Annotated in this window: 30 protein-coding genes; 25 read left to right on the top strand and 5 right to left on the bottom strand. The window is 45.5% G+C overall.

What is annotated here, in order from left to right; translation table 11 throughout:
• Positions 1–62: 62 nt before the first annotated feature.
• The 6 genes from ICN14_RS04445 to ICN14_RS04420 all read left to right on the top strand — a co-directional run bounded on the left by ICN14_RS04445 (position 63) and on the right by ICN14_RS04420 (position 5003).
• Positions 63–719, top strand: coding sequence for a cupin domain-containing protein (locus tag ICN14_RS04445; RefSeq protein ID WP_216225191.1), 657 nt, complete (start codon positions 63–65; stop codon positions 717–719).
• Positions 720–993: 274 nt separating this feature from the next.
• The gene (locus tag ICN14_RS04440) at positions 994–2787 is read left to right on the top strand and encodes an amidohydrolase (RefSeq protein WP_216225189.1); all 1794 of its coding nucleotides are present in this window, start codon (positions 994–996) and stop codon (positions 2785–2787) included.
• A 101-nt stretch (positions 2788–2888) separates the two neighbouring features.
• Positions 2889–3695 (top strand): hypothetical protein, encoded by an 807-nt coding sequence (locus ICN14_RS04435; RefSeq protein ID WP_216225187.1) that lies wholly within the window; start codon positions 2889–2891, stop codon positions 3693–3695.
• A 95-nt stretch (positions 3696–3790) separates the two neighbouring features.
• A complete protein-coding gene (locus ICN14_RS04430; protein ID WP_216225184.1) occupies positions 3791–4057 on the top strand; it encodes a DUF1488 family protein in 267 nt (88 codons plus the stop codon).
• Between the two features lie 48 nt (positions 4058–4105).
• Positions 4106–4510, top strand: coding sequence for a translational machinery protein (locus ICN14_RS04425; protein ID WP_216225181.1), 405 nt, complete (start codon positions 4106–4108; stop codon positions 4508–4510).
• Positions 4511–4547: 37 nt separating this feature from the next.
• Positions 4548–5003, top strand: a complete 456-nt coding sequence (locus tag ICN14_RS04420) for a potassium channel family protein (protein WP_216225179.1) — start codon at positions 4548–4550, stop codon at positions 5001–5003.
• A 27-nt stretch (positions 5004–5030) separates the two neighbouring features.
• Here ICN14_RS04420 and ICN14_RS04415 read toward each other — a convergent pair whose 3' ends face one another.
• On the bottom strand, positions 5031–5861 hold the full coding sequence (locus ICN14_RS04415; RefSeq protein ID WP_216225177.1) for a transporter: 831 nt from the start codon (positions 5859–5861) through the stop codon (positions 5031–5033).
• Positions 5862–6081: 220 nt separating this feature from the next.
• Between ICN14_RS04415 and ICN14_RS04410 the strand changes: the two genes are divergently transcribed.
• Positions 6082–6705 (top strand): hypothetical protein, encoded by a 624-nt coding sequence (locus tag ICN14_RS04410; RefSeq protein ID WP_216225175.1) that lies wholly within the window; start codon positions 6082–6084, stop codon positions 6703–6705.
• Between the two features lies 1 nt (position 6706).
• Here ICN14_RS04410 and ICN14_RS04405 read toward each other — a convergent pair whose 3' ends face one another.
• Positions 6707–7606 (bottom strand): histone deacetylase, encoded by a 900-nt coding sequence (locus ICN14_RS04405; protein ID WP_216225919.1) that lies wholly within the window; start codon positions 7604–7606, stop codon positions 6707–6709.
• Positions 7607–7663: 57 nt separating this feature from the next.
• On the opposite strand from ICN14_RS04405, the gene ICN14_RS10430 reads away from it, so the two are divergent.
• Together ICN14_RS10430 and ICN14_RS04395 are read left to right on the top strand one after the other, a co-directional pair.
• Positions 7664–7843 (top strand): DUF2256 domain-containing protein, encoded by a 180-nt coding sequence (locus ICN14_RS10430; protein WP_216225173.1) that lies wholly within the window; start codon positions 7664–7666, stop codon positions 7841–7843.
• Between the two features lie 3 nt (positions 7844–7846).
• On the top strand, positions 7847–9103 hold the full coding sequence (locus ICN14_RS04395; protein ID WP_216225171.1) for a DASH family cryptochrome: 1257 nt from the start codon (positions 7847–7849) through the stop codon (positions 9101–9103).
• Positions 9104–9107: 4 nt separating this feature from the next.
• Here ICN14_RS04395 and ICN14_RS04390 read toward each other — a convergent pair whose 3' ends face one another.
• From ICN14_RS04390 to ICN14_RS04380, 3 genes are read right to left on the bottom strand one after another with little or no spacing between them, the layout of a single operon-like run.
• Entirely contained in the window at positions 9108–9488 is a 381-nt protein-coding gene (locus ICN14_RS04390; RefSeq protein WP_216225169.1) for a DUF2237 family protein, read from the bottom strand.
• A 37-nt stretch (positions 9489–9525) separates the two neighbouring features.
• On the bottom strand, positions 9526–10101 hold the full coding sequence (locus ICN14_RS04385) for a histidine phosphatase family protein (protein ID WP_216225167.1): 576 nt from the start codon (positions 10099–10101) through the stop codon (positions 9526–9528).
• Between the two features lie 13 nt (positions 10102–10114).
• Positions 10115–10810, bottom strand: a complete 696-nt coding sequence (locus ICN14_RS04380) for an SDR family NAD(P)-dependent oxidoreductase (RefSeq protein ID WP_216225164.1) — start codon at positions 10808–10810, stop codon at positions 10115–10117.
• Positions 10811–10870: 60 nt separating this feature from the next.
• Between ICN14_RS04380 and ICN14_RS04375 the strand changes: the two genes are divergently transcribed.
• The 16 genes from ICN14_RS04375 to ICN14_RS04300 all read left to right on the top strand — a co-directional run bounded on the left by ICN14_RS04375 (position 10871) and on the right by ICN14_RS04300 (position 22439).
• Positions 10871–11140: a TIGR03643 family protein gene (locus ICN14_RS04375; protein ID WP_216225162.1), complete on the top strand. Its 270-nt coding sequence runs from the start codon at positions 10871–10873 to the stop codon at positions 11138–11140.
• A gap of 5 nt (positions 11141–11145) precedes the next feature.
• A complete protein-coding gene (locus ICN14_RS04370; protein WP_216225160.1) occupies positions 11146–11532 on the top strand; it encodes a thiol-disulfide oxidoreductase DCC family protein in 387 nt (128 codons plus the stop codon).
• Between the two features lie 4 nt (positions 11533–11536).
• Positions 11537–12085, top strand: a complete 549-nt coding sequence (locus tag ICN14_RS04365) for a chalcone isomerase family protein (protein ID WP_216225158.1) — start codon at positions 11537–11539, stop codon at positions 12083–12085.
• Complete coding sequence (locus ICN14_RS04360) at positions 12086–12640, top strand: DUF3833 domain-containing protein (protein ID WP_255535967.1); 555 nt, start codon at positions 12086–12088, stop codon at positions 12638–12640.
• A gap of 26 nt (positions 12641–12666) precedes the next feature.
• Positions 12667–14193: a cryptochrome/photolyase family protein gene (locus ICN14_RS04355; RefSeq protein WP_216225156.1), complete on the top strand. Its 1527-nt coding sequence runs from the start codon at positions 12667–12669 to the stop codon at positions 14191–14193.
• Positions 14194–14262: 69 nt separating this feature from the next.
• Entirely contained in the window at positions 14263–14715 is a 453-nt protein-coding gene (locus tag ICN14_RS04350; protein ID WP_216225154.1) for a DUF2452 domain-containing protein, read from the top strand.
• 29 nt (positions 14716–14744) lie between these two features.
• Positions 14745–15725, top strand: coding sequence for a zinc-binding dehydrogenase (locus ICN14_RS04345; protein WP_216225152.1), 981 nt, complete (start codon positions 14745–14747; stop codon positions 15723–15725).
• A 144-nt stretch (positions 15726–15869) separates the two neighbouring features.
• A complete protein-coding gene (locus ICN14_RS04340) occupies positions 15870–16283 on the top strand; it encodes a carboxypeptidase-like regulatory domain-containing protein (protein WP_216225150.1) in 414 nt (137 codons plus the stop codon).
• Between the two features lie 31 nt (positions 16284–16314).
• Positions 16315–17094, top strand: coding sequence for a transporter substrate-binding domain-containing protein (locus tag ICN14_RS04335; protein WP_216225148.1), 780 nt, complete (start codon positions 16315–16317; stop codon positions 17092–17094).
• 209 nt (positions 17095–17303) lie between these two features.
• Positions 17304–17951: a cytochrome c biogenesis heme-transporting ATPase CcmA gene (ccmA, locus tag ICN14_RS04330; protein ID WP_216225146.1), complete on the top strand. Its 648-nt coding sequence runs from the start codon at positions 17304–17306 to the stop codon at positions 17949–17951.
• Entirely contained in the window at positions 17948–18613 is a 666-nt protein-coding gene (gene ccmB, locus ICN14_RS04325; protein ID WP_216225144.1) for a heme exporter protein CcmB, read from the top strand. Before ccmA ends, ccmB begins: the two co-directional genes overlap by 4 nt.
• Entirely contained in the window at positions 18610–19380 is a 771-nt protein-coding gene (gene ccmC / locus ICN14_RS04320) for a heme ABC transporter permease CcmC (protein ID WP_216225142.1), read from the top strand. Before ccmB ends, ccmC begins: the two co-directional genes overlap by 4 nt.
• On the top strand, positions 19380–19571 hold the full coding sequence (ccmD, locus tag ICN14_RS04315) for a heme exporter protein CcmD (protein WP_216225140.1): 192 nt from the start codon (positions 19380–19382) through the stop codon (positions 19569–19571). The genes ccmC and ccmD overlap by 1 nt, the downstream gene beginning before the upstream one ends.
• Positions 19568–19999 (top strand): cytochrome c maturation protein CcmE, encoded by a 432-nt coding sequence (gene ccmE, locus ICN14_RS04310; RefSeq protein WP_216225138.1) that lies wholly within the window; start codon positions 19568–19570, stop codon positions 19997–19999. The genes ccmD and ccmE overlap by 4 nt, the downstream gene beginning before the upstream one ends.
• Complete coding sequence (locus tag ICN14_RS04305) at positions 19999–21918, top strand: heme lyase CcmF/NrfE family subunit (protein ID WP_216225136.1); 1920 nt, start codon at positions 19999–20001, stop codon at positions 21916–21918. Before ccmE ends, ICN14_RS04305 begins: the two co-directional genes overlap by 1 nt.
• Complete coding sequence (locus ICN14_RS04300) at positions 21915–22439, top strand: DsbE family thiol:disulfide interchange protein (protein WP_216225134.1); 525 nt, start codon at positions 21915–21917, stop codon at positions 22437–22439. The genes ICN14_RS04305 and ICN14_RS04300 overlap by 4 nt, the downstream gene beginning before the upstream one ends.
• The last annotated feature ends 1 nt before the right edge of the window (position 22440 follow it).

Below are 22440 nucleotides of genomic sequence, written 5' to 3'. Positions count from 1 at the left end.
GCGGCAATTCTGTTCCATTGGTATTCTTGGACATTCATATCAATTAATCTAAATATTTATCAATGGATATACATTCTGACTACAGTAAGCGTGTAGTTCTCAATCATCATGATTTACCCTGGATTTCAAGTCCCTCTATGGGCGTTGAGAGGCGGATGCTGGATCGTCAAGGAGATGAGATGGCTAAGGCCACCTCAATTGTGCGTTATGAGGCTGGTGCAAAGTTTCCATCTCATAGCCATGAGTTTGGTGAAGAGATTTTTGTATTAGAGGGTGTATTTAGTGATGAGACAGGAAACTATCCTGCTGGCACTTACATCATGAATCCCCCTGGCTCTTCCCACGCGCCTTTTAGCGAGAATGGCTGCACTCTTTTTGTTAAGTTGAGACACCTTGGATCTGAGCAAGTTGAGCGAGAGATTGTGGATACACATTCAACGCCATGGTTTCAGGGGATGGTTCCAGGCTTAACCGTAATGCCTTTAATGAGGCAGGGTGCAGGCTCTACATTAGTGCGGTGGGCACCTCAAACCTACTTCAATCCCCATAAGCACTATGGCGGTGAGGAGATTTTTGTAGTGGAGGGCGTATTCGAAGATGAGCATGGGCGGTATCCTGCTGGCTCATGGATTCGAAGCCCTCATATGAGCCTGCATCAGCCTTTTAGTAAAGAGGGCTGCACAATTTTTGTGAAAACAGGACATCTTTTAAATAATTGAATCTAGGGGATATCGTTACTCAAGAGTTGCTTGGTTAGTGGTAAGAGATAACTTTGAGCTGTAACCCTGTATTTATAGGTTAGATCTTGTAGGGATTGGTAGGATTTTGGCATTAACTTTATTTAACATGGGATATGTAGCCTATTAGGCTTTTTTGACAAACTATGCACCCGCTTCGGCGGGTGTTTACATTAGCAACACCTTACAAATCCCAGTTTGTTGAAGCTATCTTATTTAGTATCATGTTTGAAAACGACTCATCTCAGGAATACTTATGAATCTCAAATCTAAACTTATCTCTCTTGGCATTCTTGGAATCTTCTCTAGCCTAGCTAGTGCAGTTCAGTTAATCGATCCTCCATCTACGCCTAAGCTTTCTAATATCACTGTATTTGTGGCTAAAAAAATTGTCACGATGGATCCTGCGATTCCGAATGCCACTGCCGTTGCTGTTGCTGATGGCCGCATTCTTTCCGTTGGTTCATTGGACGATATGAAACCTTGGACTGATAAGTATCCAACTCAGATTAATCGTGATTTTGCTAACAAAGTGATGTATCCAGGCTTTGTTGAGCCTCATGCTCACGTGTTATTGGGCGGAATTTTATTTAATAAGCCCTTGGTTACTCCCTCACCAATGCCTAACCCTTGGGGGGCTCCTTTTGCGGGCGTGCCTAATCTACCGGCGGCTATGGATGCATTGAAGAAGTACTCCAACGATATTAAGGACCCCAATGAAACGCTCTTGGCTTGGGGTTGGGATGAGGTCGCGATGGGCAAAGTACCTGATCGCCAGTTACTAGATCAAGTTTCCAGCACTCGCCCAATCATTCTTTGGAATGGCTCTGGACATGATATGTATGTCAACAGCGGGATGATCAATCACTATGGTATTACTCCAGATAAAGTAAAAGATATTCCAGGGGTAGGCATTGATAAGAACGGTCAGCTCAATGGACAATTTATTGATTTGGCTGCCGTAATGTATGTGATGAAAGTTGCTGGCAAGGATATCTTGAAGCCAAATGAAGTTCCAAATGATTACCTCTATATGAGTGATCTGATGCAACAGGCGGGTATTACCACTACAGGCGATTTGGCTTTCGGGTCACTTAATCTTGAGGCTGAAATGAAAATGGCTAAGGCATTTTCTAAATCACCTGTCAGCTCAATTCGAGTAGTTCCCGTAATCTATGCCGATCCGTTTAAGGCAAAGTATGGCGATCAGGCAATTCAAGAGGCTTTAAACCTAAGTCAGAACGATAACGATCAATTGATTTTTCAGGGCGTTAAATTCTATAGCGATGCAGGATATATGCCTGAGACTATGAAAATGGCGCATCCTAGCTTTATCAATGGAAGCGCTGGCGTATCAACTTACAAATCAGCTCAGGATTTCTCAGCCGCTATGAAGCCTTGGTGGGATGCGGGCTTTCATATTCATGTTCATAGTAATGGTGATGTGGGTAATGCCCATACCATTAATGCCTTGCAGCTTTTGCAGGATTCTAAGCCGCGCTTTGACCATCGCTTCACAGTGAATCACTTTGGCATTCCAACTACTGCAATGGTGGCTAAGATTAAAGCCCTGAACGCAGTTGTAACAGCTAATATTACTTATGTATCCGAGCGAGCAAAACTTCAATATAACTCCCTTGGAGTGGATCGAGCATCATACGCAACCCGCGTTGGTACATTGGTTCGTAGTGGCATCGTCACCTCCATCCATTCAGATGCCCCAGTTGCTGCGCCTGATCCATTGAAGGAGGCGTGGTCTGTTGTTACTCGTCGCGATGTTTATAACGACGGCAAAGTATGGGCTCCAGCAGAAGCTTTGTCTTCAGCAGAAGCGATGAAGATGGTAACGATTAATGCTGCCTATACATTAGGGGTTGAAGATAAAGTAGGTAGTATTGAAGCGGGTAAATTTGCCGACTTCGCAGTACTTAATGCTGACCCGCAAACCGTACCTGCCATCAAGATCAAGGATGTAGGAGTGTATGCAACAGTCTTGGGTGGCAAGGTCATTCCGGTTTCAGAAACTAAGAAGCCTAGACCACTTCAGTAATTCAATCTAGTTTTAGTTAAAGAATACCAACCTCCGGGTTGGTATTTTTTTGTCAGAAAATACTTTTGCTTTCATACTAGTGAAGGGCTTTATGATGAGGGATGTCGCTCATCCATTCAGCAGGAATCCAAAGCCTTAAGGAAAGCCTTTCTAAATTAAAAGAGCGGTTTGACGGCACCCAAGGTGAGCCCTATGTCGTAGAGAGCAAGAAGTTTAAGGCGCTCTATTTTGATAGCGACTCGACTCAGAGCCTGATGGATATGCAGACCCCTATTCGTTTAGTGGTCAGCTACACCGAGACGATGATGGGCTTTTTGCTTTTTCATGAAAATCCTCAGAGTATTGCGATGATCGGTTTGGGTGGTGGATCGCTTGCCAAATACTGCCATCATTACTTACCAGGTGCATCCATCCTAGTTTTGGAAAACAATCCCAAAGTGATTGCCCTCAAAGATAAGTTCCATGTCCCAGAAAATAGCGCTCATTTTCAGGTATTAGAGGCTGATGGTGCAGCGTACTTGCGAGACTCTGAGGAGAAGTTTGATGTGCTGCTGGTTGATGGGTACACCAAGTCGGGGCAGGCATCCCAACTCTGCAGTGAAGATTTTTATGCCAGTTGCTTGGCATGCTTAAACCCCAATGGCGTCTTGGTAATTAATTTCTCTGGCGCAGCAGGGCTCAACCAGGTTTATCAAGAGCGAATCGACCGAGTTTTTGAGTATCCATCCGTACTGGTAGTGGAGGATGACCGGATGAATCAAATTCTATTTGTGAGCAATAACCCATGCCTTAAAACCCCAGCAGAGGATCTTCTGAGGCGATCTGCAGCCTTAAGTAAAGTTCACGATATTCATCTAGCTAGAACTATTCAGAACTTTTTAGCCCAACGAAAGCTAGATGCAGGCTAGTTAAGGGTGGGTGAGTTGATTTGCATCAAGTACACTCTTCCTATTAGGTTCAAAATATTAGAGTTATTTGATTATTCTTAATAAAGTGAGCCCCCATGAAGCTTGAATTTCTCGGTCCTGCAGCTGTTTTAGATAACGGCGATGTCTCTTACCCAGCAATGCTTGAAGGAAAGCCTCTGAAGTGCAGCTTTAGTTATGAGGCTCTGCAAGATTTAGATCCTGATGGTGTTGAAACAAATGCATTGCAGTTGTTTAAGACCCATCAATTAAAGCTACTTTCGATAGCCGAGCAAAAGATTTTGAATGGCCATGCTATTGATGGTGCTGTTCACTTATTTAGCCATGATTTGATTTTGGATTAATTATTTTTATTGTTGTAGTAAACCGTTTTTTAATTAGAAAGAGAAAATATGTCATTTAATCACTCAGTTATTTGGATTGATCATCAAGAAGCTCACGTTATTTATTTCAATCCGACTGCAAGTGAGAGCGAAGTCATTAAGACTAGGTCTACTCATAAAAATGTTCATCACAAAAGTGGTTCTGTCAGTGGTGCGCGTACTGAACCAGATCAGCATTACTTGCATGAAGTCATTCAAGCGGTCATGGAATCTAAAGAGATTTTGATTGTGGGGCCGGGCTCTGCAAAATTGGATTTAATGAAGCATGCTACTAAGCATGATCATGCTATTGCTGAAAAAGTGGTTGGTATTGAGACGGTTGATCATCCAAGTGATGGTCAGTTATTAGCTTATGCAAAAAAATACTTTGCCAAAGTTGATGCTTTAAAAGGCGACACCATCATTACTGGTTGATTTATTTATCCCCCTGTAAATGGGGGATAATTTATTCATGCTGCTGATTATTGCTTTCATCGTCAATGCATCGCTAGCGCTCTTAGCGATTCTGCTTCATTACGAGGCGCTTTTTCAGTTGGATAGATTGCTGCCTAAGTTGGCCCATATTGCGCCCCGTTTTAGGGTGCTAGTAGGGGTTGGCGCTATCTTCATGGCGCACGTGGTGGAGATCTGGTTGTTCGCCTTTGGCTATTTCTTTACCTTGCAGTTTCCCTCTATGGGAGGTCTAGTCGGCAACCTCTCAGGGCACGGCATCTTGCTCGATTGTGCATATCTATCATTCGTTACCTTTACCACTTTGGGTTACGGAGAGATTGTGGCACAAGGCTACTTGAGGTATCTCACTGGGGTCGAGGCGCTAACTGGCTTCATCCTCATTACTTGGTCCGCTTCATTTCTATTTATTGAGATGCAGAAATACTGGACCACTTACAAAAAACACTCAGACTAAGCAATATAAATAAGCCAGGCTTATTTCTTAAAACTCTTTCATGAGTCGTACAGCTAGCAAGCGAGTTTGAACAAAGCCATTTTTAATTTCCGTATCTCGTCCGTACTGTAGGGAGAATCTTCCGATTGGTGTGTGAGCTTGTCCACTTAATAAAAATCTTTGCGTGTTAGTCACGTTATTCATGTAGTTATTGTTGATTGAAGTTGCACCACCTGCTACATAAAAGTACGAAGCCGCTACGGTGAAAATTTCATTAATACGATAAATGGGACCAAGCTGTGTAGTGGTTAGGGGCTTTTGGTTCAGCGATACATTGGTCAGCGAATTGCAGGTAGCTGCACATTGGCTATTGCCGCCAAACCACATGGTATCGACTGCAATCATGCCATCCACGCTAGAGGTGATCGGCGTTTGGAAGCCCATCTGAAAGTCTGTGCGAAAGCGATTCTCACCAGTGTTAAAAGCTCGTTGACTGGAATAGCTGCCGGTCGGGCTAATCAGATAGCCCGCTAGGCCAAGGTAGGTTCTGCTAGCTCTGTTGTGATATGGCCATATTGCTGTTGCAAGAGTGAGATCACCAATTCCGGTAGTACTTGCTTGACTTGCTAGTGAGCCCGCTGGTTGAATTGATCCATAAGGTATTTGTATGAAGCTGACTGCTGGCAGACTGCCAAGATCATAGCTTCGCGTCCCACGAAAAATTGCACTTTGCGTATCAATGACTGGGTTTCCGGCTTGCGCTGAACCATTTTTATACAGCGTTGAGTTCTCGGTATTTAGATAACTAATCGTCACATAATTTTTATTGGGCAGGGGGGCAACAATATCGTTAGGTTGCAAGTCGACTGCCCACGCCATGAATGACGTGAAAAGGATGCAAAAGAGAAAAGTGACTCGAACGAAATACATAGCGTTTGCATTTTAGCGAGTGCTTGCTATAAAGGCGATGATTTTGGTGGGTATTTACAATTATTACTAATTAATATTGCTTCTCTAAACCATATAAAATATGGTTTTTATGCCTAATCTATAATCCTTATAAGTTTTGTGGACTTTAATTCTTCTCATTTAAGGCTTTATGTTGCTTCTCTCAAGGTTGTTGGCTGCTCTTTGTGCGTTCATTCTAGTGGGCTGTCAGTCAACCGGGATTGATGGAAAGCCCTTGACCGAGCAAGAGATTCTGCAGAAACGACAAGCTACTCTAGCGATGTCGAAGACGGGCCTAGCTGCTTTAATTAAGCAAAATCCGGCGATCCAAAAAGAGATTGAAGCCGCACCAGGTTATGCCGTCTTTGATACCACCAACGTGAATGTTGTATTGCTGGTGCTTGCCAGGGGTGAGGGCGTGCTATTTGATAAGCGTCGTCCAACCCCTATCTTTATGGAGGCAATGAAAACTGGTGAGGGAGTTGGCGCGGGATATCAGCAGCAGTACCAAGTCATCATCTTTAAAAATACAGATGCCATCGATCAGTTCTTATTAACTTCAATTGATGGGCAACGTGGTGGTATGGATGTTGACGCTAATTTTTCTGCAGGTTCTGGCGGAACTGTACGCTCTTTCAATCCGTATATTTCAATTTATACAGTGGGTTTGTCTGGATATGATCTACAGGCAAATTATGGTGGAACGCTGTACCTTGTAGACAAGCAATTAAACGATGTCAAAACTTTGAACTCCTTGCCAACGAAGAGCAAGTAATTTATAAAAATTGTTGTTGGTATCGCAGTGCAGTTTGAATGGTTTGAAAGTGAATACCTACGGTTGATTGGATTTCCCTGCCATAGCCACCTGCCATGCTAAATGCAATCGGGATTTGGTGATCTAGCCCATACTGGAAAACAGCTTCGTCTCGCTGGCGCATGCCATCTTTGCTAATACTGAGTTTTCCTAGGCGGTCTCCTTCATGTGGATCGGCCCCAGCCAGATAAATAATGAAATCAGGTTTGAATCTATTGAGCATTTCTAAGCCTTGATCAAGGGCCCTAAGGTAATCGCTATCCTCACATCCATTAGGCAGCCCAATATCTAAATCACTCCGCTCTTTGGTAAATGGGAAATTATTTTCCCCATGGATGGAGAGGGTAAATATAGAGGCATCATTTTGTAGGATAGATGCCGTGCCATTACCTTGATGTACATCTAAATCCACAACGGCTACCTTGAGCTTTGCATGAATTTCCTTTTGTAATACTCTTGCTGCAATTGCGGAATCATTAAACACGCAGAAGCCGCTACCCATATTGCGATAGGCATGGTGTGTACCACCCGCAAGATTTGCTGCTAAGCCTTCATTTAAGGCGGCTTTGGCGGCTGCGACAGTAGCGCCGGCCGAGCGTCTAGAGCGCTCCACCATGAGCTCGCTCCAAGGAAAGCCAATCTCCTGTTGCTCTTTTGGACTAAGGCCTCCTGAAATGACTTTAATTAGATAGTGAGGGTCATGGGCATAGAGAATCTGCGTATCCGTAGCAGCTGGCGCCTCGACAAGCTTGACTCCATCTAGATTGGTGACCAGGTCTCGTAGCTGGCTGTACTTTTCCATCGGGAAGCGGTGTCCCGGTGGAAGTGGTAAAACATAGTGGTCGGTATAAAAAGCTTTCAAAGACTGTCTCACGTATGCGGTATGCACAAGAGTCTATTCGTTTTTCTATAGGTAGGTATGTCTCGATCTGAAAAAGCAGGTTTTAAGGGAAATAAATCATTTTTGCCCAGTAAGACTTGCCTCGTCTGTGGCAAAGAGATGACCTGGCGTAAGTCTTGGGCTAAAAATTGGGATGAAGTGAAGTATTGCTCTGATGCTTGTCGCTCTAAAAAGCCTACTGGCAAGACTGAGGCTTAAGCTATGAAGACATTGATTTACTGGTTTCGCAATGATTTGCGCTTGGCAGATAATCCTGCATTTACGCAGGCCTGCTTAAGCGCAGATCATCTTCTGCCGGTCTATATACATGACTCCAAAGAGCAAGAAACAGTTTATGGTTTTGAGCGACAAGGACCGCATCGCCAGGCTTTTTTGAGAGCATCTTTGGATGACTTAAATTCTCAGTTGCGCGCACAGGGTTCAGATTTGCTGGAGTTTTCTGGCAAGCCAGCGGAGGTGCTGCTGCGCTTACTCAAAGATACGTCTGCACAAGCAATCTATTGTGAACAAATCGAAGCGCCAGAAGAAATTGAGCAAGTGCGAATGTTGCAGGAGCAGAGTGTTGATGTTGAAGAGTTCTGGCAATCCAGCATGTTGGATCCACAGACCTTCCCATTTGAGTTGGAAAAAATGCCTGATGTATTTACTGCATTTCGTCGCGAGGTTGAAAAGGCTCAGCTCAAGTTCGCCCAGCCCATCAATGCGCCCAAGAAAATTCCTGCGCTACCGGCAACCTTGCCTCAGGGCTCCATATTGCCTTCTAGAGCCCATTCATTTTTACACCCTTATTTAATAGGGGGAGCCAGTCATGCGCATGCTCACCTGAAGCAATATTTTGGGCGTCGTTTACCAGATAGTTACAAGGAGACTCGTAACCAACTCATTGGCATGGATTACTCCAGTAAGTTTTCAGCATGGCTTGTCTTGGGCTGCATCTCCGCGCGCGATATAGCGGCGCAACTCCACGAGTACGAGCATTGTTACGGCGCGAATGATGGTACCTATTGGCTTTGGTTTGAACTACTGTGGCGTGACTATTTCCGCTTTATTCACTTTAAGTATGGTCAGAAGTTGTATCGCGCTAGTGGCTTAACCGGTGTACCCGTAAAACCATCTTACGCACCCAGCTTTGAGCAGTGGCGCACAGGAACTACTGGAACTGCTTTAGTGGACGCTGGTATGCGCGAGCTTCAGCAAAGCGGTTATCTCTCTAATCGGATGCGTCAGATTGTGGCGAGTTACTGGATATACGATATGAAAGGTGACTGGCGCGCTGGCGCAGCCTGGTTTGAATCCCAATTAATAGACTATGACGTTTACAGTAATCAAGGTAATTGGTTGTATATCGCTGGACGTGGAACAGACCCTAGGGGAGGCAGGCCATTTAATGTGGCCAAGCAAACTCAGGATCACGATCCTCAAGAAATCTATCGAAAACTTTGGCTCTCACCTGAGTAAGTTTTTACAGTTTTTCTACTTCCGCATATTGCTCTAGCACTTCTAGGGAGACTTTCTCCAAAGCTTTAATGTGCGTACTTTCTAGTTTAATCATTGGTGCACAGTTGGCTTCTAGAGCTTCGATCCAGCGATTAAGACATAGACACCATTGGTCCCCTGCTATCAGTCCTGGAAACTGGTACTCCGGTCTTGGGGTAATCAGATCGTTGCCGCGCTTCAGGCTAAATTGCAAAAAGTCATTGCTGACTATTGCGCAAACCAAATGACTTCCGGCATCTTGCTCATTGGTCTTGCAGCAACCATCTCTGAAAAATCCTGTTAATGGATCAAAGGAGCAGGGAACCAGTGGTTGGCCTAAAACATTGAGGGGTAATTCAGTTGACATGGTCGCTCTTGTGGAAGTGATGTGTTGATTGATGAAGTTATGGGCTAGGGTAGAGCTTGTGCGATACAGCTTGTCCAGAGGAATTGACCTTAACTAAGATCATGTCACCTGAATTGAGAACCTTGCCCGTGAAAGATTCGATGTTGACATGATGGGTCACCATAATGATCGGTGCGTTTGGATATTTGATGCGCTCAGCCTGAATGAGCTTTGCTAAATCTTCAGTCTGCTTTTTAGATTGACTCATATCATCAAAGAAAGACCCCAGCGCTGCCTCCTTTTTAACTGAACCCTTATTAAGAAGGGTTGCTGTATCAAGACATCGACACCAAGCGCTGCTATAGACCTGGGCCTTGGTAATGCCCTGCTTGGTTAGCCACTCGCCAATCGCTTGAGCTTGTTTTCTGCCACGCTCTCCTAGATTACGTTGTGTGGCACATTGATTCAGTTGGTAGCCCTGAGGATCACCATATCCAGGCGCATCAGCATGACGCATGAGTAAGACATGTTGACCATCTTGCATCGCGCTAGCTAACTCAGTTTGAGCGAGGGTCGTGGTCTGCACCCCGACAAGCATGAGTAGAGCAATTAAAAATTGGGAATAATATTTCATAAGGTGTTGTGAATTACCAGGGTAATCTTTCTCCAGAGTAAGTTAGAAAGGTTCCTGAATCTTCTTTGGTGATCGAGAGAAGAACATTCAACATATCCATGGCAGCCTCCAAAGGAGGTCTGCCAATTTGCTCGCCCTTGAAAGGTTTTGATAAGTGGGAATTGACTGTCCCTGGATGCATTGCCACCAAAGCAGTGTTGGGTTTAGTTCTAGAGAATTCAATCGATGCTGTCTTAATCAGCATATTCAATGCTGCCTTAGAGGCGCGGTAGCTGTACCACCCACCGAGGCGATTATCTTCAATACTCCCGACTTTGGCAGAGAGCGTTGCCATGACAGAGTGAGCGGGGTCGAGTAACTTGGAAAAGTGTTTGATACTCAATCCAGGCCCGATGGCATTAATTTGCATCAACATCTGCAATTGTTCGGCATTGAGATCATCGAGCTTTTTTTCAGGCATCCAATCGGCAGAATGCAATATGCCGATGGTATTGATGATGAGCTGAAAGGGCGCTTCATCTGAGAGGGCCTTTGCCGCAGATTCAATGGTGCTCAGATCTTGATAATCAATCGGGTTATCGGAGTTTCGATGAATTCCCGTTACCCCTAAGCATGCCGGATCATTTTCCAGTAATTCCACAAAGGCAGAGCCGATGGTTCCGGAGGAGCCAATTACAAGTGCGCGGAAGGGTTTAGGGATTAATGGCATGTATGAGGGGAAATGAATGGGGTCTCAGCCAGTTTATTGAATAAGTCTTAAACTTGCTTGATGACAACACGCCTTCCTCAGACACTATCAGAAGCCGATCTCTCGAGATTGATTGAGATGGCTTGGGAGGATCGCACCCCTTTTGATGCGATCGAAGCTACTTTTGGGTATTCCGAGCCCCAAGTCAAGGCCTTAATGAGGAAAAATCTCAAACGCAATTCATTTGAGCTATGGCGCAAGCGAGTCACTGGTAGGGCAACCAAGCATGTTGCCCTTCGCAGTAAGTTGGTTACTCGCGCTTATTGCGCAACTCAGTACAAGCAAAAATAAGCATCATGAAAAAGCTGACTATGTTCTATGACGGTCTTTGTCCTTTATGTCAGGCGGAAATTCAATTTCTCTCTGGGCGTAATCAGGCAGGCTTGCTCAGCTTTGTTGATATTAATTCTGACCAATACATCCCTGATCGTGTTGGCGTCTCTTGTGATCAGGCCCTGGCTTCTATGTGTGCACAATATGATGATGGTGAACTGATCCAAGGGGTTGAGGTATTTACAGCAGCTTATAGTCGAGCAAATCTCCCTAAGCTCGCATGGATTTTTTCTAGACCAGCTCTCAAGCCTTTTTGGAACGTAGGCTATCGATTCTTCGCAAAGCATCGCCATGCGATCTCCGCCTTGTTTGGACCCCTTGCTTTACGACTAGTAAATAGAAAGGGATAAAGATATGAAGCTCTCCAGTGCATTGGTACTTACTTTAGCTCTCAGCGTACTCACTCCAAACAGTTTCCCTAAGGAACCGCCACATATTAAGAGCATGATGGGTCAAGTCCAATTACAGGGTTTGGGTAGACTGAACTTTTGGGGTTTTCATGTTTACGATGCCAATCTGTACCGTGGCGCAGCCAAGGATTCTCAAGAGTTTGCTCTCGAGCTGAAGTATCAGAGATCATTCACGGGCGAAGCAATTGCCAACCGTACGGCCGAAGAGATGAAAAATTTAGGCGTCTCTGATTCTCAAGCGGCATCTTGGGGTAAGGAGTTAGCAAGCATTCTTCCTAATGTGGAGCCCGGCCAGACTATTGCTGCTGTCTATATCCCTAAGCAGGGCACCAGCTTCTTTTATGAGGGCAGGAAGATATCGCAAATTCAGGGAGCTGATTTTGCAAAAGCCTTTTTTGGCATTTGGTTGGATTCAAAAACGAGTGCGCCAAAACTCAGGACAGAATTATTAGGGCAAGGTTGCCCGCCACCGCTTATTTCAGGAGCATGTTAAATGCGCAAAACTTATACCGCTGCAAAATGGATGATCCTAGGTTTAGTGATTTCAGGTTTGTTTGCCTGCTCCTCACCATCAGTAACGCAGTATGCAAATGAGAAACCCAATTTAGATCTTAGTGAATACTTTAATGGCACGATAGATGCCTATGGCATCTTTACTGATCGAAGTGGTGAGGTAAAAAAACGATTTACCGTCCTTTTGGTTGCCCAGTGGAAAGTGATTGACGGTAAAAAAGTAGGCACCCTTGATGAGAGCTTTGAATACTCCGATGGCACTAAGCAAAAGCGTATTTGGACTTTGACTGAAACTGCCCCTGGTAAATATATTGGTAGGGCAGATGATGTTGTAGGTGACGCATTAGGGGAATCAGCAGGCAATGCACTCAATTGGACATACACCTTGGCACTACCAGTAGATGGGACGATCTATCACGTGCAATTTAATGATTGGATGTACCTGGTAACGCCTAAGGTCATGCTGAATAAAGCCAAGATGAGTAAGTTTGGTATTGATCTTGGCGAGGTTACCCTGAGCTTTTACAAGCGCTAGGCCCGGCAATTAGCGAGGATAGATACTTGAAGAAGCTCGTTCTCATTCTGGGTGATCAATTAGATATCAATAGCCCGGTAATAAAAAAAATCAATCCTAAGACCGATCAGGTAGTCATGATTGAGTCTGCGGATGAGGCTCAGTATGTCTGGTCTCATAAGGCAAAAATTGCTTTGTTTTTATCGGCAATGCGCCACTTTGCCAAGCAGCTAGAAGAGCTTGGTATACCGCTGCAATATATCAAGCAGTCTCCTAAATCTATTGGCGACACGCTACGAGCGATTATTAAAAAAGAAAAATGTACTCATTTGGTTTGTCTTGAGCCGGGGGAATATCGACTCAAGTGTGAAATTGAAAAATTAGCCTCTGAATTAACCATTGAATTAGAAATGCAGGAGGATCCACATTTCTATTGCTCACGTCAGGAATTTTCTAGCTGGGTTGCTGGTAAGAAAGAATTACGTCTGGAGTATTTCTATCGACTAATGCGTAAGACTCACAATATTTTGGTCGACAAAGAAGGCAATCCTGAAGGTGGCCAGTGGAACTTTGATCGAGATAATCGCAAGCCCTTTCCAAAGAAGGGTCCCGGCTTGATCCCGCCCCCAGAATTATTTGAACCAGACGCTATTACCAAAACTGTTTTGGCTGAAGTGGAAGAGCGTTACTCAGACCACCCAGGATCATTGGCACACTTCCAGTGGCCTGTGACTCGCCAGCAAGCGCTGCAAGCCCTAGAGGGATTTGTGGAGCATCGTTTAGCAACTTTCGGTATTTATGAAGATGCGATGTGGACGGATACGCCTTTTGGTTGGCACTCGCTGTTGTCTAGCTCGCTCAATCTGAAATTACTTAATCCCAGAGAAGTCATCGATGCCGTTTTACTCGCTTGGAAAAAACATGACTTAGAGCTGGCAACTGTAGAAGGATTTATTCGCCAGATCTTAGGATGGCGAGAATTTGTGCGCGGCATGTACTACCTCGATATGCCGCAAATGGCCGAAGACAATTTTTACAAGCACCAGAACTCTTTGCCGGACTGGTATTGGACCGGCGATACCAAGATGAAATGCATGCAGGAGTCTATTGGGCAAACGCTGCAGTACGGCTATGCCCATCACATCCAGCGTTTGATGGTCACCGGGAACTTCGCGCTACTCGCTGAGATTCTGCCTAAAGAAGTATGTGATTGGTATCTGGCTATTTATGTGGATGCGATTGAATGGGTGGAGTTGCCCAATACTGCGGGTATGGCCTTGTTTGCCAGTGGTGGCCGCTTCACTAGCAAGCCTTATATTGCGAGCGGTGCTTATATCAAGCGCATGAGTAACTATTGCGGTTCATGCCAATATAAGCCTGATATCCGCTTTGGTGAGGGGGCCTGTCCAATGACTAACCTGTATTGGAACTTCCTCATTAACCATCGCAAGCAATTTGAGGCAAGCCCGCGGACCCGTTTGATGACCGCCAACTTATCCAGAATTGATGAGTCAGATCAACGGTCTATTCAGGATCACGCTAAGACCATTTTGGGCAATCTGAACGCCTTATAGGCAGGGGCGGCACAGTTTTTGGTTTTGTGTCACACTTTGACCAATTAAATCAACAGCTTAAAGATTGCAATGCGAATAGAAGACACCGATCCAGCACGACATGCTGGTATTGAATATCCCATGGAAGTGGGTGCACCTGTATTTGCGCCGATCAAAGTCTTGGAAGAGAAAGACAAGGCGGTCAATGTCGCTCGCCAAAATGCCAAGCTTGAATACGACCGCATCATGGAGCAGGCGGAAGTATTGATGAAGCAGGCGCGTGCTCTTCAAGCAAGATTAGACGCAACAGAAATGGTGCATAGCGCTAAATTTGGCTTCAATCCTCTACATGGCAAAACCTATCACCTATATTTCGATAGCCGCATTGGTGCAAATGTATTGATTCAGAATGGCCCCGATCAATGGAGTTGTGGCATACCTGATTCCTGGACCTATGTCATGGCAGTTAAAAAGCTCGGTGATAGTACCTGGGCTATCGTTGAGGATGAAGAGATCCCATCTTCTTCTGTTGCGGTAAGATAAATTTTTCTATAAAAATAATAAGGTGACTTGTGACAACTGCTCGAATTGTTAGTCTTTCAGAACTCGGTAGTGCCGATGTAATTCAGTTAATTGATAAAGAGCTGCCAGCCCCAGGAAAAGGCGAAGTACAGCTTCGTCAAACTGCAATTGGTTTTAACTTTATCGACGTCTATCAGCGCTCAGGTGTTTACCCATTGGAATTGCCAACAGGCTTAGGCCACGAAGCGGTTGGTGTGGTCGAGGCGCTTGGTGAAGGTGTCACTCGATTTAAGGTGGGTGATCGTGTGGTGTATATGAATGCTGGTATCGGCGCTTATGCCAGCGCACGTAATGTGGCGGTGGATAAGCTGGTGTCGGTACCAGACAATGTCTCTGATGAAGTTGCTGCTGCTGTGTTCTTCAAGGCAATGACTGCGCAATACTTAATTCAAAAGACCTACAAGGTCAAAGCTGGTGATGTTGTGCTTGTGCATGCTGCTGCTGGTGGTGTTGGCCAAATCTTAGCGGGTTGGGCAAAATCATTAGGTGCTTTTGTAGTTGGCACTGTTGGCTCTGAAGCTAAGTTTGCTGCAGCAAAAGAAGCTGGATGTGATGCTGTGGTCGATTACTCAAAACCCAATTGGGTTGAGGAAGTTATCAAGGCAACAGGTGGTCGCAAGGCGAATGTGGTTTACGACTCTGTTGCTAAAACTACTTTCCTGGGATCTCTCGAGTGTGCTGCTCCATTTGGTACGGTGGCTTTATTTGGTGCGGCTTCTGGCCCAGCGCCAGAGATTCAGCCAGAGATTCTCAATAAGAAGGGCTGCCTCTTCTTAACAAGACCTTCTGTGTTCCCTCACAATGCCACTCCTGAGTTGCTTCAAGAAAATGCCCGCGCGGTATTTGATGCGATTGCGCAAGGCCGTGTAAAAGTGCAAATCGGTGCTAAGTTCACTCTTGAGCAAGCTGCTGAAGCACACAAGGCAGCTGAGGGAAGAAAAGTTTCGGGAGCGATTGTGATTACCCCTTAATGTGGGTTACCGAACATTTGATCTGATGTGGTTTATTGAAAAGCCCCGCCTGTGCGGGGTTTTTTACTTTTTATATGCCTGCTCAACTGATCTACTTAACTGTAAAATGAATTGAAGCACTTAGACTCACTAAAAGAGACTCACATGAACTTCAATATCAAGTCGATTCTTTCTGCGGTCTGTATTACCTGTTCCTCAATAGTGTTCGCGCAAATACCGAATACACAATATTCCCAGGGAATTTCTTACATCTCTGGCGGGGTAGGGGAAGAGGAATCACAAGCAATTTTGGCTGAGGCTAAGCAGTGGCCTGTATTGCTAGAGCTATCGCAGTTAGAGAATGGTCGCGGTGTTTGGATCTTCGGCGCCAAGATTAAAGTTCTGAACGCTAAGAATCAGGTCGTACTTGATGCGCAAGCTGATGGCCCCTATATGCTCATGAATTTACCTGCAGGCGATTACCTGCTTGAGGGAAGCTATCAAGGCGTGGTTCAGAAGAGGTCTGTTACTGTCAAGACAGAATCGCCACAGAAGATCAATCTCTTTTGGAAATCCTAGTTCATTCTATTTCTACTTAGGTATAGTTTCGGTGACTGATAAAAATTTGGAGATGTCTTTGAATACCGTTTCACCTAAAGTACTAGAGCAGCTCGCGCCTAGCGGTGTTTTATCTGCTGGGGTGTATTTGGGCAACATCCTTTTGGTTACTGGTCGATCATCCACTGGCGAGCCGACTGGCATCTCACCGGATATCTGTCGAGCCATTGCAAAGCGTTTGGGTGTAGAGGTAAACCTGATAGGCTTTAGTACGCAGGTCGAAGTGGTTGAAGCTGTCGCTAGTGGGAGGTGTGGCATCTCATTATTGGGTTCCGATCCCGCTCGCGCTCAAAAGATTACATTCACACCTGCTTATGTCGAGCTAGCGGCTACTTACTTGGTGCCCGCCAATTCACCTATTACTGAGGTATCGCAGGTAGATCAGCCAGGCATTCGGATTGCCTCTTTTTATAAGAGTGCTTATGACCTTTGGTTGCAGCGCAACCTCAAGCATGCCAGCTTAGTGCATGCTGATAGCGTGAAAGCGAGCAATGAATTGTTTATCAGTGAAAAATTAGATGCTTTAGCAGGTTTGAAAACTGGTCTAGTTTCCGTTGCTAGAGATATTCCTGGATCTAGAATTCTGGATGGTCAATTCACTGGAATTCAGCAGGCGGTTGCTGCTCAAAAATCCCACCTTGAGTCGATTGAATTTTTAAATGCATGTGTGGCGGAATTTATTGAATCTGGTTTAGTGGCGGGTCTGATTAGTCAATATCAGGTACAAGGCCTATCCGTTGCAAAGCTCCCTCAAATGTCCTCAGAAGGTTAGTAATCCTCGTATCCCCGTCAAGATTGGCGTTGAACCTACATGGCAGCATGACTCAGAGGGAAAAATGCTTCCCGCCTACTCAGCTTATAATTAGCTAAGCAATTGAATTAAAAGAAATTTATTCTTTAAATACTGTTTTAGGCCGTTTGACAGCCCTAAGTGGGTCTTGGACAATGCCTGAGGTGGTTTGATTCAAGCCATTTCTTCCGATGACAGCCATTAATCACTCCTTTCCAGCATCTTCAGCCTCAGTCCTTGAGGCTCGTGCACTTACCTGCATTCGCGGCGAGAGAGAGCTGTTTTCAGGGCTTGATTTGCAGGTGCTTGCCGGTCAGTGTTTGCATATTCGTGGTGAGAATGGTGTGGGCAAAACAAGCCTTTTGCGCCTATTAACTGGCTTGACCTCCCCGGAGTCTGGAGAGATTCTCTGGAACGGACACTCCATCAAAAAAGAAGCATCTGAGTATCACGGCAAACTTTTATTTTTGGGTCACCGTGATGCCCTGAAAGAGGATCTCAGTGCCATTGAAAATTTGCGCCTTTATGCGGCAATCGACGGCATAACTCTTTCCGAGCAAGATGCTTTTGCTTCATTGTGGCGATTTGGCTTAAAGGGGCGCGAAGATCTGCCTGTGAATTGCTTATCAGCAGGTCAGAAAAAACGTGTCCTGATGGCACGCATGTTGACGCGCGGTGCGCAAGTATGGATTTTGGATGAGCCTTTTAATGCTTTAGATACTCATGCGATGCAGGTGTTGCAAGATTTGATAACTGAGCACCTTAAGAGCAATGGCTTGGTAGTGCTGACAAGTCACCAGCCTGTAGCGATCCCTGGTCTGCGGGTGCTGGATCTATGAACGCCTTTATTGCTATCGTCCATCGTGATCTGCTGCTAGTGATGCGTCGCAAGAGCGAGGTACTTACCGCATTATTTTTCTTCGTGATTGTGACTAGCCTATTTCCATTGGGAGTTGGCGCTGATACCGCTTTACTGAGAAAGATTGCACCTGGCGTAATTTGGGTTGCCGCTTTACTTTCTACATTACTGGGATTGCAGCGAATGTTTGCGGCTGATTACGCGGATGGCACCTTAGAGCAATTGATCTTGTCCCCGAATTCATTTACGGCATTAGTGTTTGGCAAGATTTTTGCCCATTGGTTAGTCTGTGGTCTGCCTCTTGTTTTGCTAGCGCCTGTCATTGGCATTCAGTTTGATTTGGATGCCCAGTCTTTAAAGGTGCTGATGGCAGCTTTATTGTTGGGAACACCCGTTTTATCCCTGCTGGGCTCAATTGGTGCCGCTCTCACTCTAGGGGTGAGGGGCGGCAGTGTATTGATGAGCCTTCTGATCTTGCCGCTCTACATACCTGTATTGATTTTTGGTGCTGGTGCCGTTTATGCCAGCAGCGTAGGGCTGGATATCACAGGACATTTTTCACTATTGGGCGCTTTATTCATTTTGGCATTAGCATTTGTGCCTTGGGTTAGTGCTAATGCAGTCAAGATTGCTATCGAATGAGTAATGTAAATAATTTATCTTCTAGTCGCGTGATGAACTGGTTCAAGTTCTCGAGCCCGAGCACTTTTTATCCGCTGGCTGGAAAAATGATTCCCTGGTTCTGGGCGCTCACCATTATTTTTGGAGTTGCCGGCTTGTGGGTGAGCTTCTTCGTAGCGCCAGTAGATGCCGTCCAGGGTCAGGGTTACCGCATCATCTTTATTCATGTGCCTGCTTCTTGGATGTCCATGTTCATCTATTTAGTCATGGCCGCTTGGGCGGGATTGGGCTTGGTATTTAATACGCGCCTATCTGCCATGATGGCGCAGGCCTTAGCTCCAATTGGAGCTTGGATGGCATTTCTATCTCTTTGGACTGGTGCCTTTTGGGGCAAGCCGATGTGGGGTGCTTGGTGGGTCTGGGATGCACGCTTAACTTCTGAGTTAATCCTACTCTTTTTGTATCTTGGATTTATCGCTTTGCAGGCTTCTATTGATAACGCTCGCCGTGCTGATAAAGCTGGCGCCATTTTGGCTTTAGTGGGCGTTGTGAATGTGCCTATTATTTATTTTTCAGTGAAATGGTGGAATACCTTGCATCAAGGCGCCTCCGTTTCATTAACGAAGGCTCCAGCCATGGCCCAGACAATGCTTTGGGGAATGCTGTTGATGGCTTTATGCTTCTGGATGTACTCAATCGCAGTAGGGTTAATGCGTGTACGCGCCATCATTTTGGAGCGTGAGGCCCATACTGATTGGGTTAAGCAATTAAACGAGGTGAAGCCTTAATGTGGAATAGTCCAGCTGAATTCTTTGCGATGGGTGGTTACGCGCTATATGTATGGTGCAGCTTTGGCGTTTGTGCTTTAGTACTTTTCTTGGAGCCTCTGGCTATTCGCGCGCGCCATAAGGCGATCGTACGCAGACTTCAGCGTGAAGTCATGGCGGAGCAGTTTGATCAAAAGGGTAGTAACAATTGAAACCAAGATATAAACGAGCAGCCATTATTGTTGGCGCACTCATTGCTATTGGCATTGCGACAGTACTCATTTTGAATGCTTTAAATAGCAATATTGCCTTATATGTCACGCCTAGTGAAGTTGCTGCTGGTAAATCACCTGCCGGCCAAGTTTTTCGAATTGGGGGCATGGTTAAGGATGGGTCAGTTAAACGAGATGGTTTAACGGTGCACTTTGTTATTACCGATATGGTGAAGGATATTCCTGTGGCCTACACCGGCATTCTTCCGGATTTATTTAAAGAGGGTAAGGGCGCAGTCATTCAGGGCCGCCTTAATCCAGATGGACAATTTATTGCTAGCGAAGTATTGGCTAAGCATGATGAGAACTATATGCCTCCAGAGGCTAAGCATGCTTTAGAGCAGGCTCAAAAAAATGGAAATAAATAATGATTCCTGAGTTTGGGCATTACGCATTAATTCTCGCTTTATGTATCGCCATTATTCAAGGGGTACTTCCATTAGTTGGCGCACATCAAGGTCGTCGCGAGTGGATTCTATTAGCTAGGCCAGCTGCACAAACAGCATTCCTATTACTGGCTATTGCATTTGTGATTTTGGCCTGGAGCTTTTATTCGAATGATTTCTCTGTGCTTTATGTAGCAGAGCATTCAAATTCACAAATGCCTGTCATCTATCGCTTGGGTGCGGTATGGGGTGGACACGAAGGCTCCCTATTGCTATGGATCTTTTTGCTATCCACTTGGACATTCTTGGTTTCTCAACTCTCTAAATCACTCGATGAATTTATGGTCGCTCGTGTGATTGGTGTTTTGGGTTTGGTAACTACAGGACTGCTCTTGTTTGTGCTCACCACATCGAATCCCTTTGAAAGGCTTTTGCCAGCCGCGCAAGATGGTCGCTCATTAAATCCGCTTCTGCAAGATCCGGGCTTGGTGTTTCATCCACCAATGCTGTACATGGGTTACGTTGGTTTTTCAGTAGCGTTCGCCTTTGCGATTGCTTCTTTACTGTCCGGCCGATTGGATGCCGCTTGGGCGCGCTGGTCGCGTCCTTGGACAACGGCTGCCTGGGTATTTCTAACGCTCGGTATCGCATTAGGTTCTTGGTGGGCTTATTACGAATTGGGTTGGGGCGGTTGGTGGTTCTGGGATCCTGTTGAGAATGCTTCATTCATTCCATGGCTTGTGGGTACTGCATTGCTCCATTCTTTAGCGGTTACCGAGAAGCGTGGCGGATTCAAGAGTTGGACAGTGTTGTTAGCCATCACTGCTTTCTCACTATCACTTCTAGGAACGTTCTTGGTGCGCTCTGGAGTCCTCACGTCAGTCCATGCTTTTGCAACCGATCCGAGACGTGGCATCTTTATTTTGATTTTCTTGGTGCTGGTTGTCGGCTCCTCCTTAACGCTCTACGCATGGCGCGCTCCTAAAAGTACGCTTGGTGGAAAGTTCAGCTTCACTTCGCGTGAAACCTTTATTTTGCTCGGTAATGTTTTCTTGGTGGTGTCTGCCGCGTCTGTGCTGTTGGGGACTCTCTACCCCCTGTTGATTGATGCTTTGCATCTAGGGAAGATCTCAGTTGGGCCTCCATATTTCAACAGCGTCTTTGTACCTATCATGATTCCTTTGCTGGTGCTGATGGGAATAGGGCCTTGGACTAGTTGGAAAAACTCCAATCTATTGGATGTAATCAAGCGCTTATGGATTGCGGCATTAGTAGCAGTCATTGCCGCAGCTTTGATTCCATTTGTCATGGGTGAATTCACCTGGCTTAGCAGTCTTGGTTTCTTATTGGCTTTCTGGGTGATTGCTTCAGGTATTCTGCAGATTATTCGCCAGGCAAAAGCGGGTAAGCCAACACGTTCATTTATTGGAATGCAGGTAGCGCACCTGGGTATAGCGGTGTTCGTGATTGGCGTCACTATGGTGGGCGCTTACCAAGAAGAAAAAGATGTACGCATGCTGGCAGGTGAAAGCGTTAGCGTTGGTGGTTACGACATTCAGCTCAAGGGTGTGAGTTCTGTTCCTGGCCCTAATTACAAAGCAATGCAGGGCACTTTCTTGTTAAGTCGCAATGGGAAGCTAGAAGCCACAATGTACCCAGAAAAGCGTAGCTACTTCTCTTCAACAATGCCAATGACTGAGGCGGCAATTGATGCGGGTCTCACTAGAGACATCTATGTTTCGTTGGGCGAAGAGTTGGAAGATAAGGCATGGGCTGTTCGTGTCTACTACAAGCCTTTTGTTGATTGGATTTGGGGCGGTTGTTTGTTGATGGCATTGGGTGGTGTATTAGCAATGTCGGATAAGCGCTATCGCATGAAGTTGAGGAAAGTTGCAGTATGAAGGCCAAGTTTTTAATTCCACTCCTCTTGTTTGTAATTTTGGTTGGATTTTTAGCTGTTGGCCTAAGCCGTGATCCTCATGAGTTGCCTTCTCCCTTGATTGGTAAGCAAGCTCCTGCTTTTGAGTTACCCCAACTGGCAGATCCTCAAAAAACCTTTTCGCCTGAAAGCATGAAAGGCAAGCCCTGGATTTTGAATGTATGGGCCTCTTGGTGCGTCGCTTGCCGCGAAGAGCATCCTGTTTTAGTTGAGCTAGGTAAGTTGCAGGTTGCGCCGATTATTGGCTTGGATTACAAAGACAAGCGTGATGATGCTATGGCCATGCTTGCTCGCCAAGGTAACCCTTATGTTTTGTCTGCATTTGATGCTAATGGTCGAGTGGGTATTGACTACGGTGTCTATGGTGTTCCAGAGACCTATGTGATTGATAAGGCTGGTGTGATCCGCTTTAAACATATTGGACCAATCACCATGGATCTATTAAATAAGAAGATTATTCCGCTGCTGGGTGAGCTCAAGTGAT

Origin of the sequence: Polynucleobacter sp. MG-27-Goln-C1 (assembly GCF_018881905.1) — a bacterium.
GTDB lineage: Bacteria > Pseudomonadota > Gammaproteobacteria > Burkholderiales > Burkholderiaceae > Polynucleobacter.
Note: the sequence above shows the minus strand (reverse complement) of the source record. Positions and strands in the feature narration are given on the sequence as shown.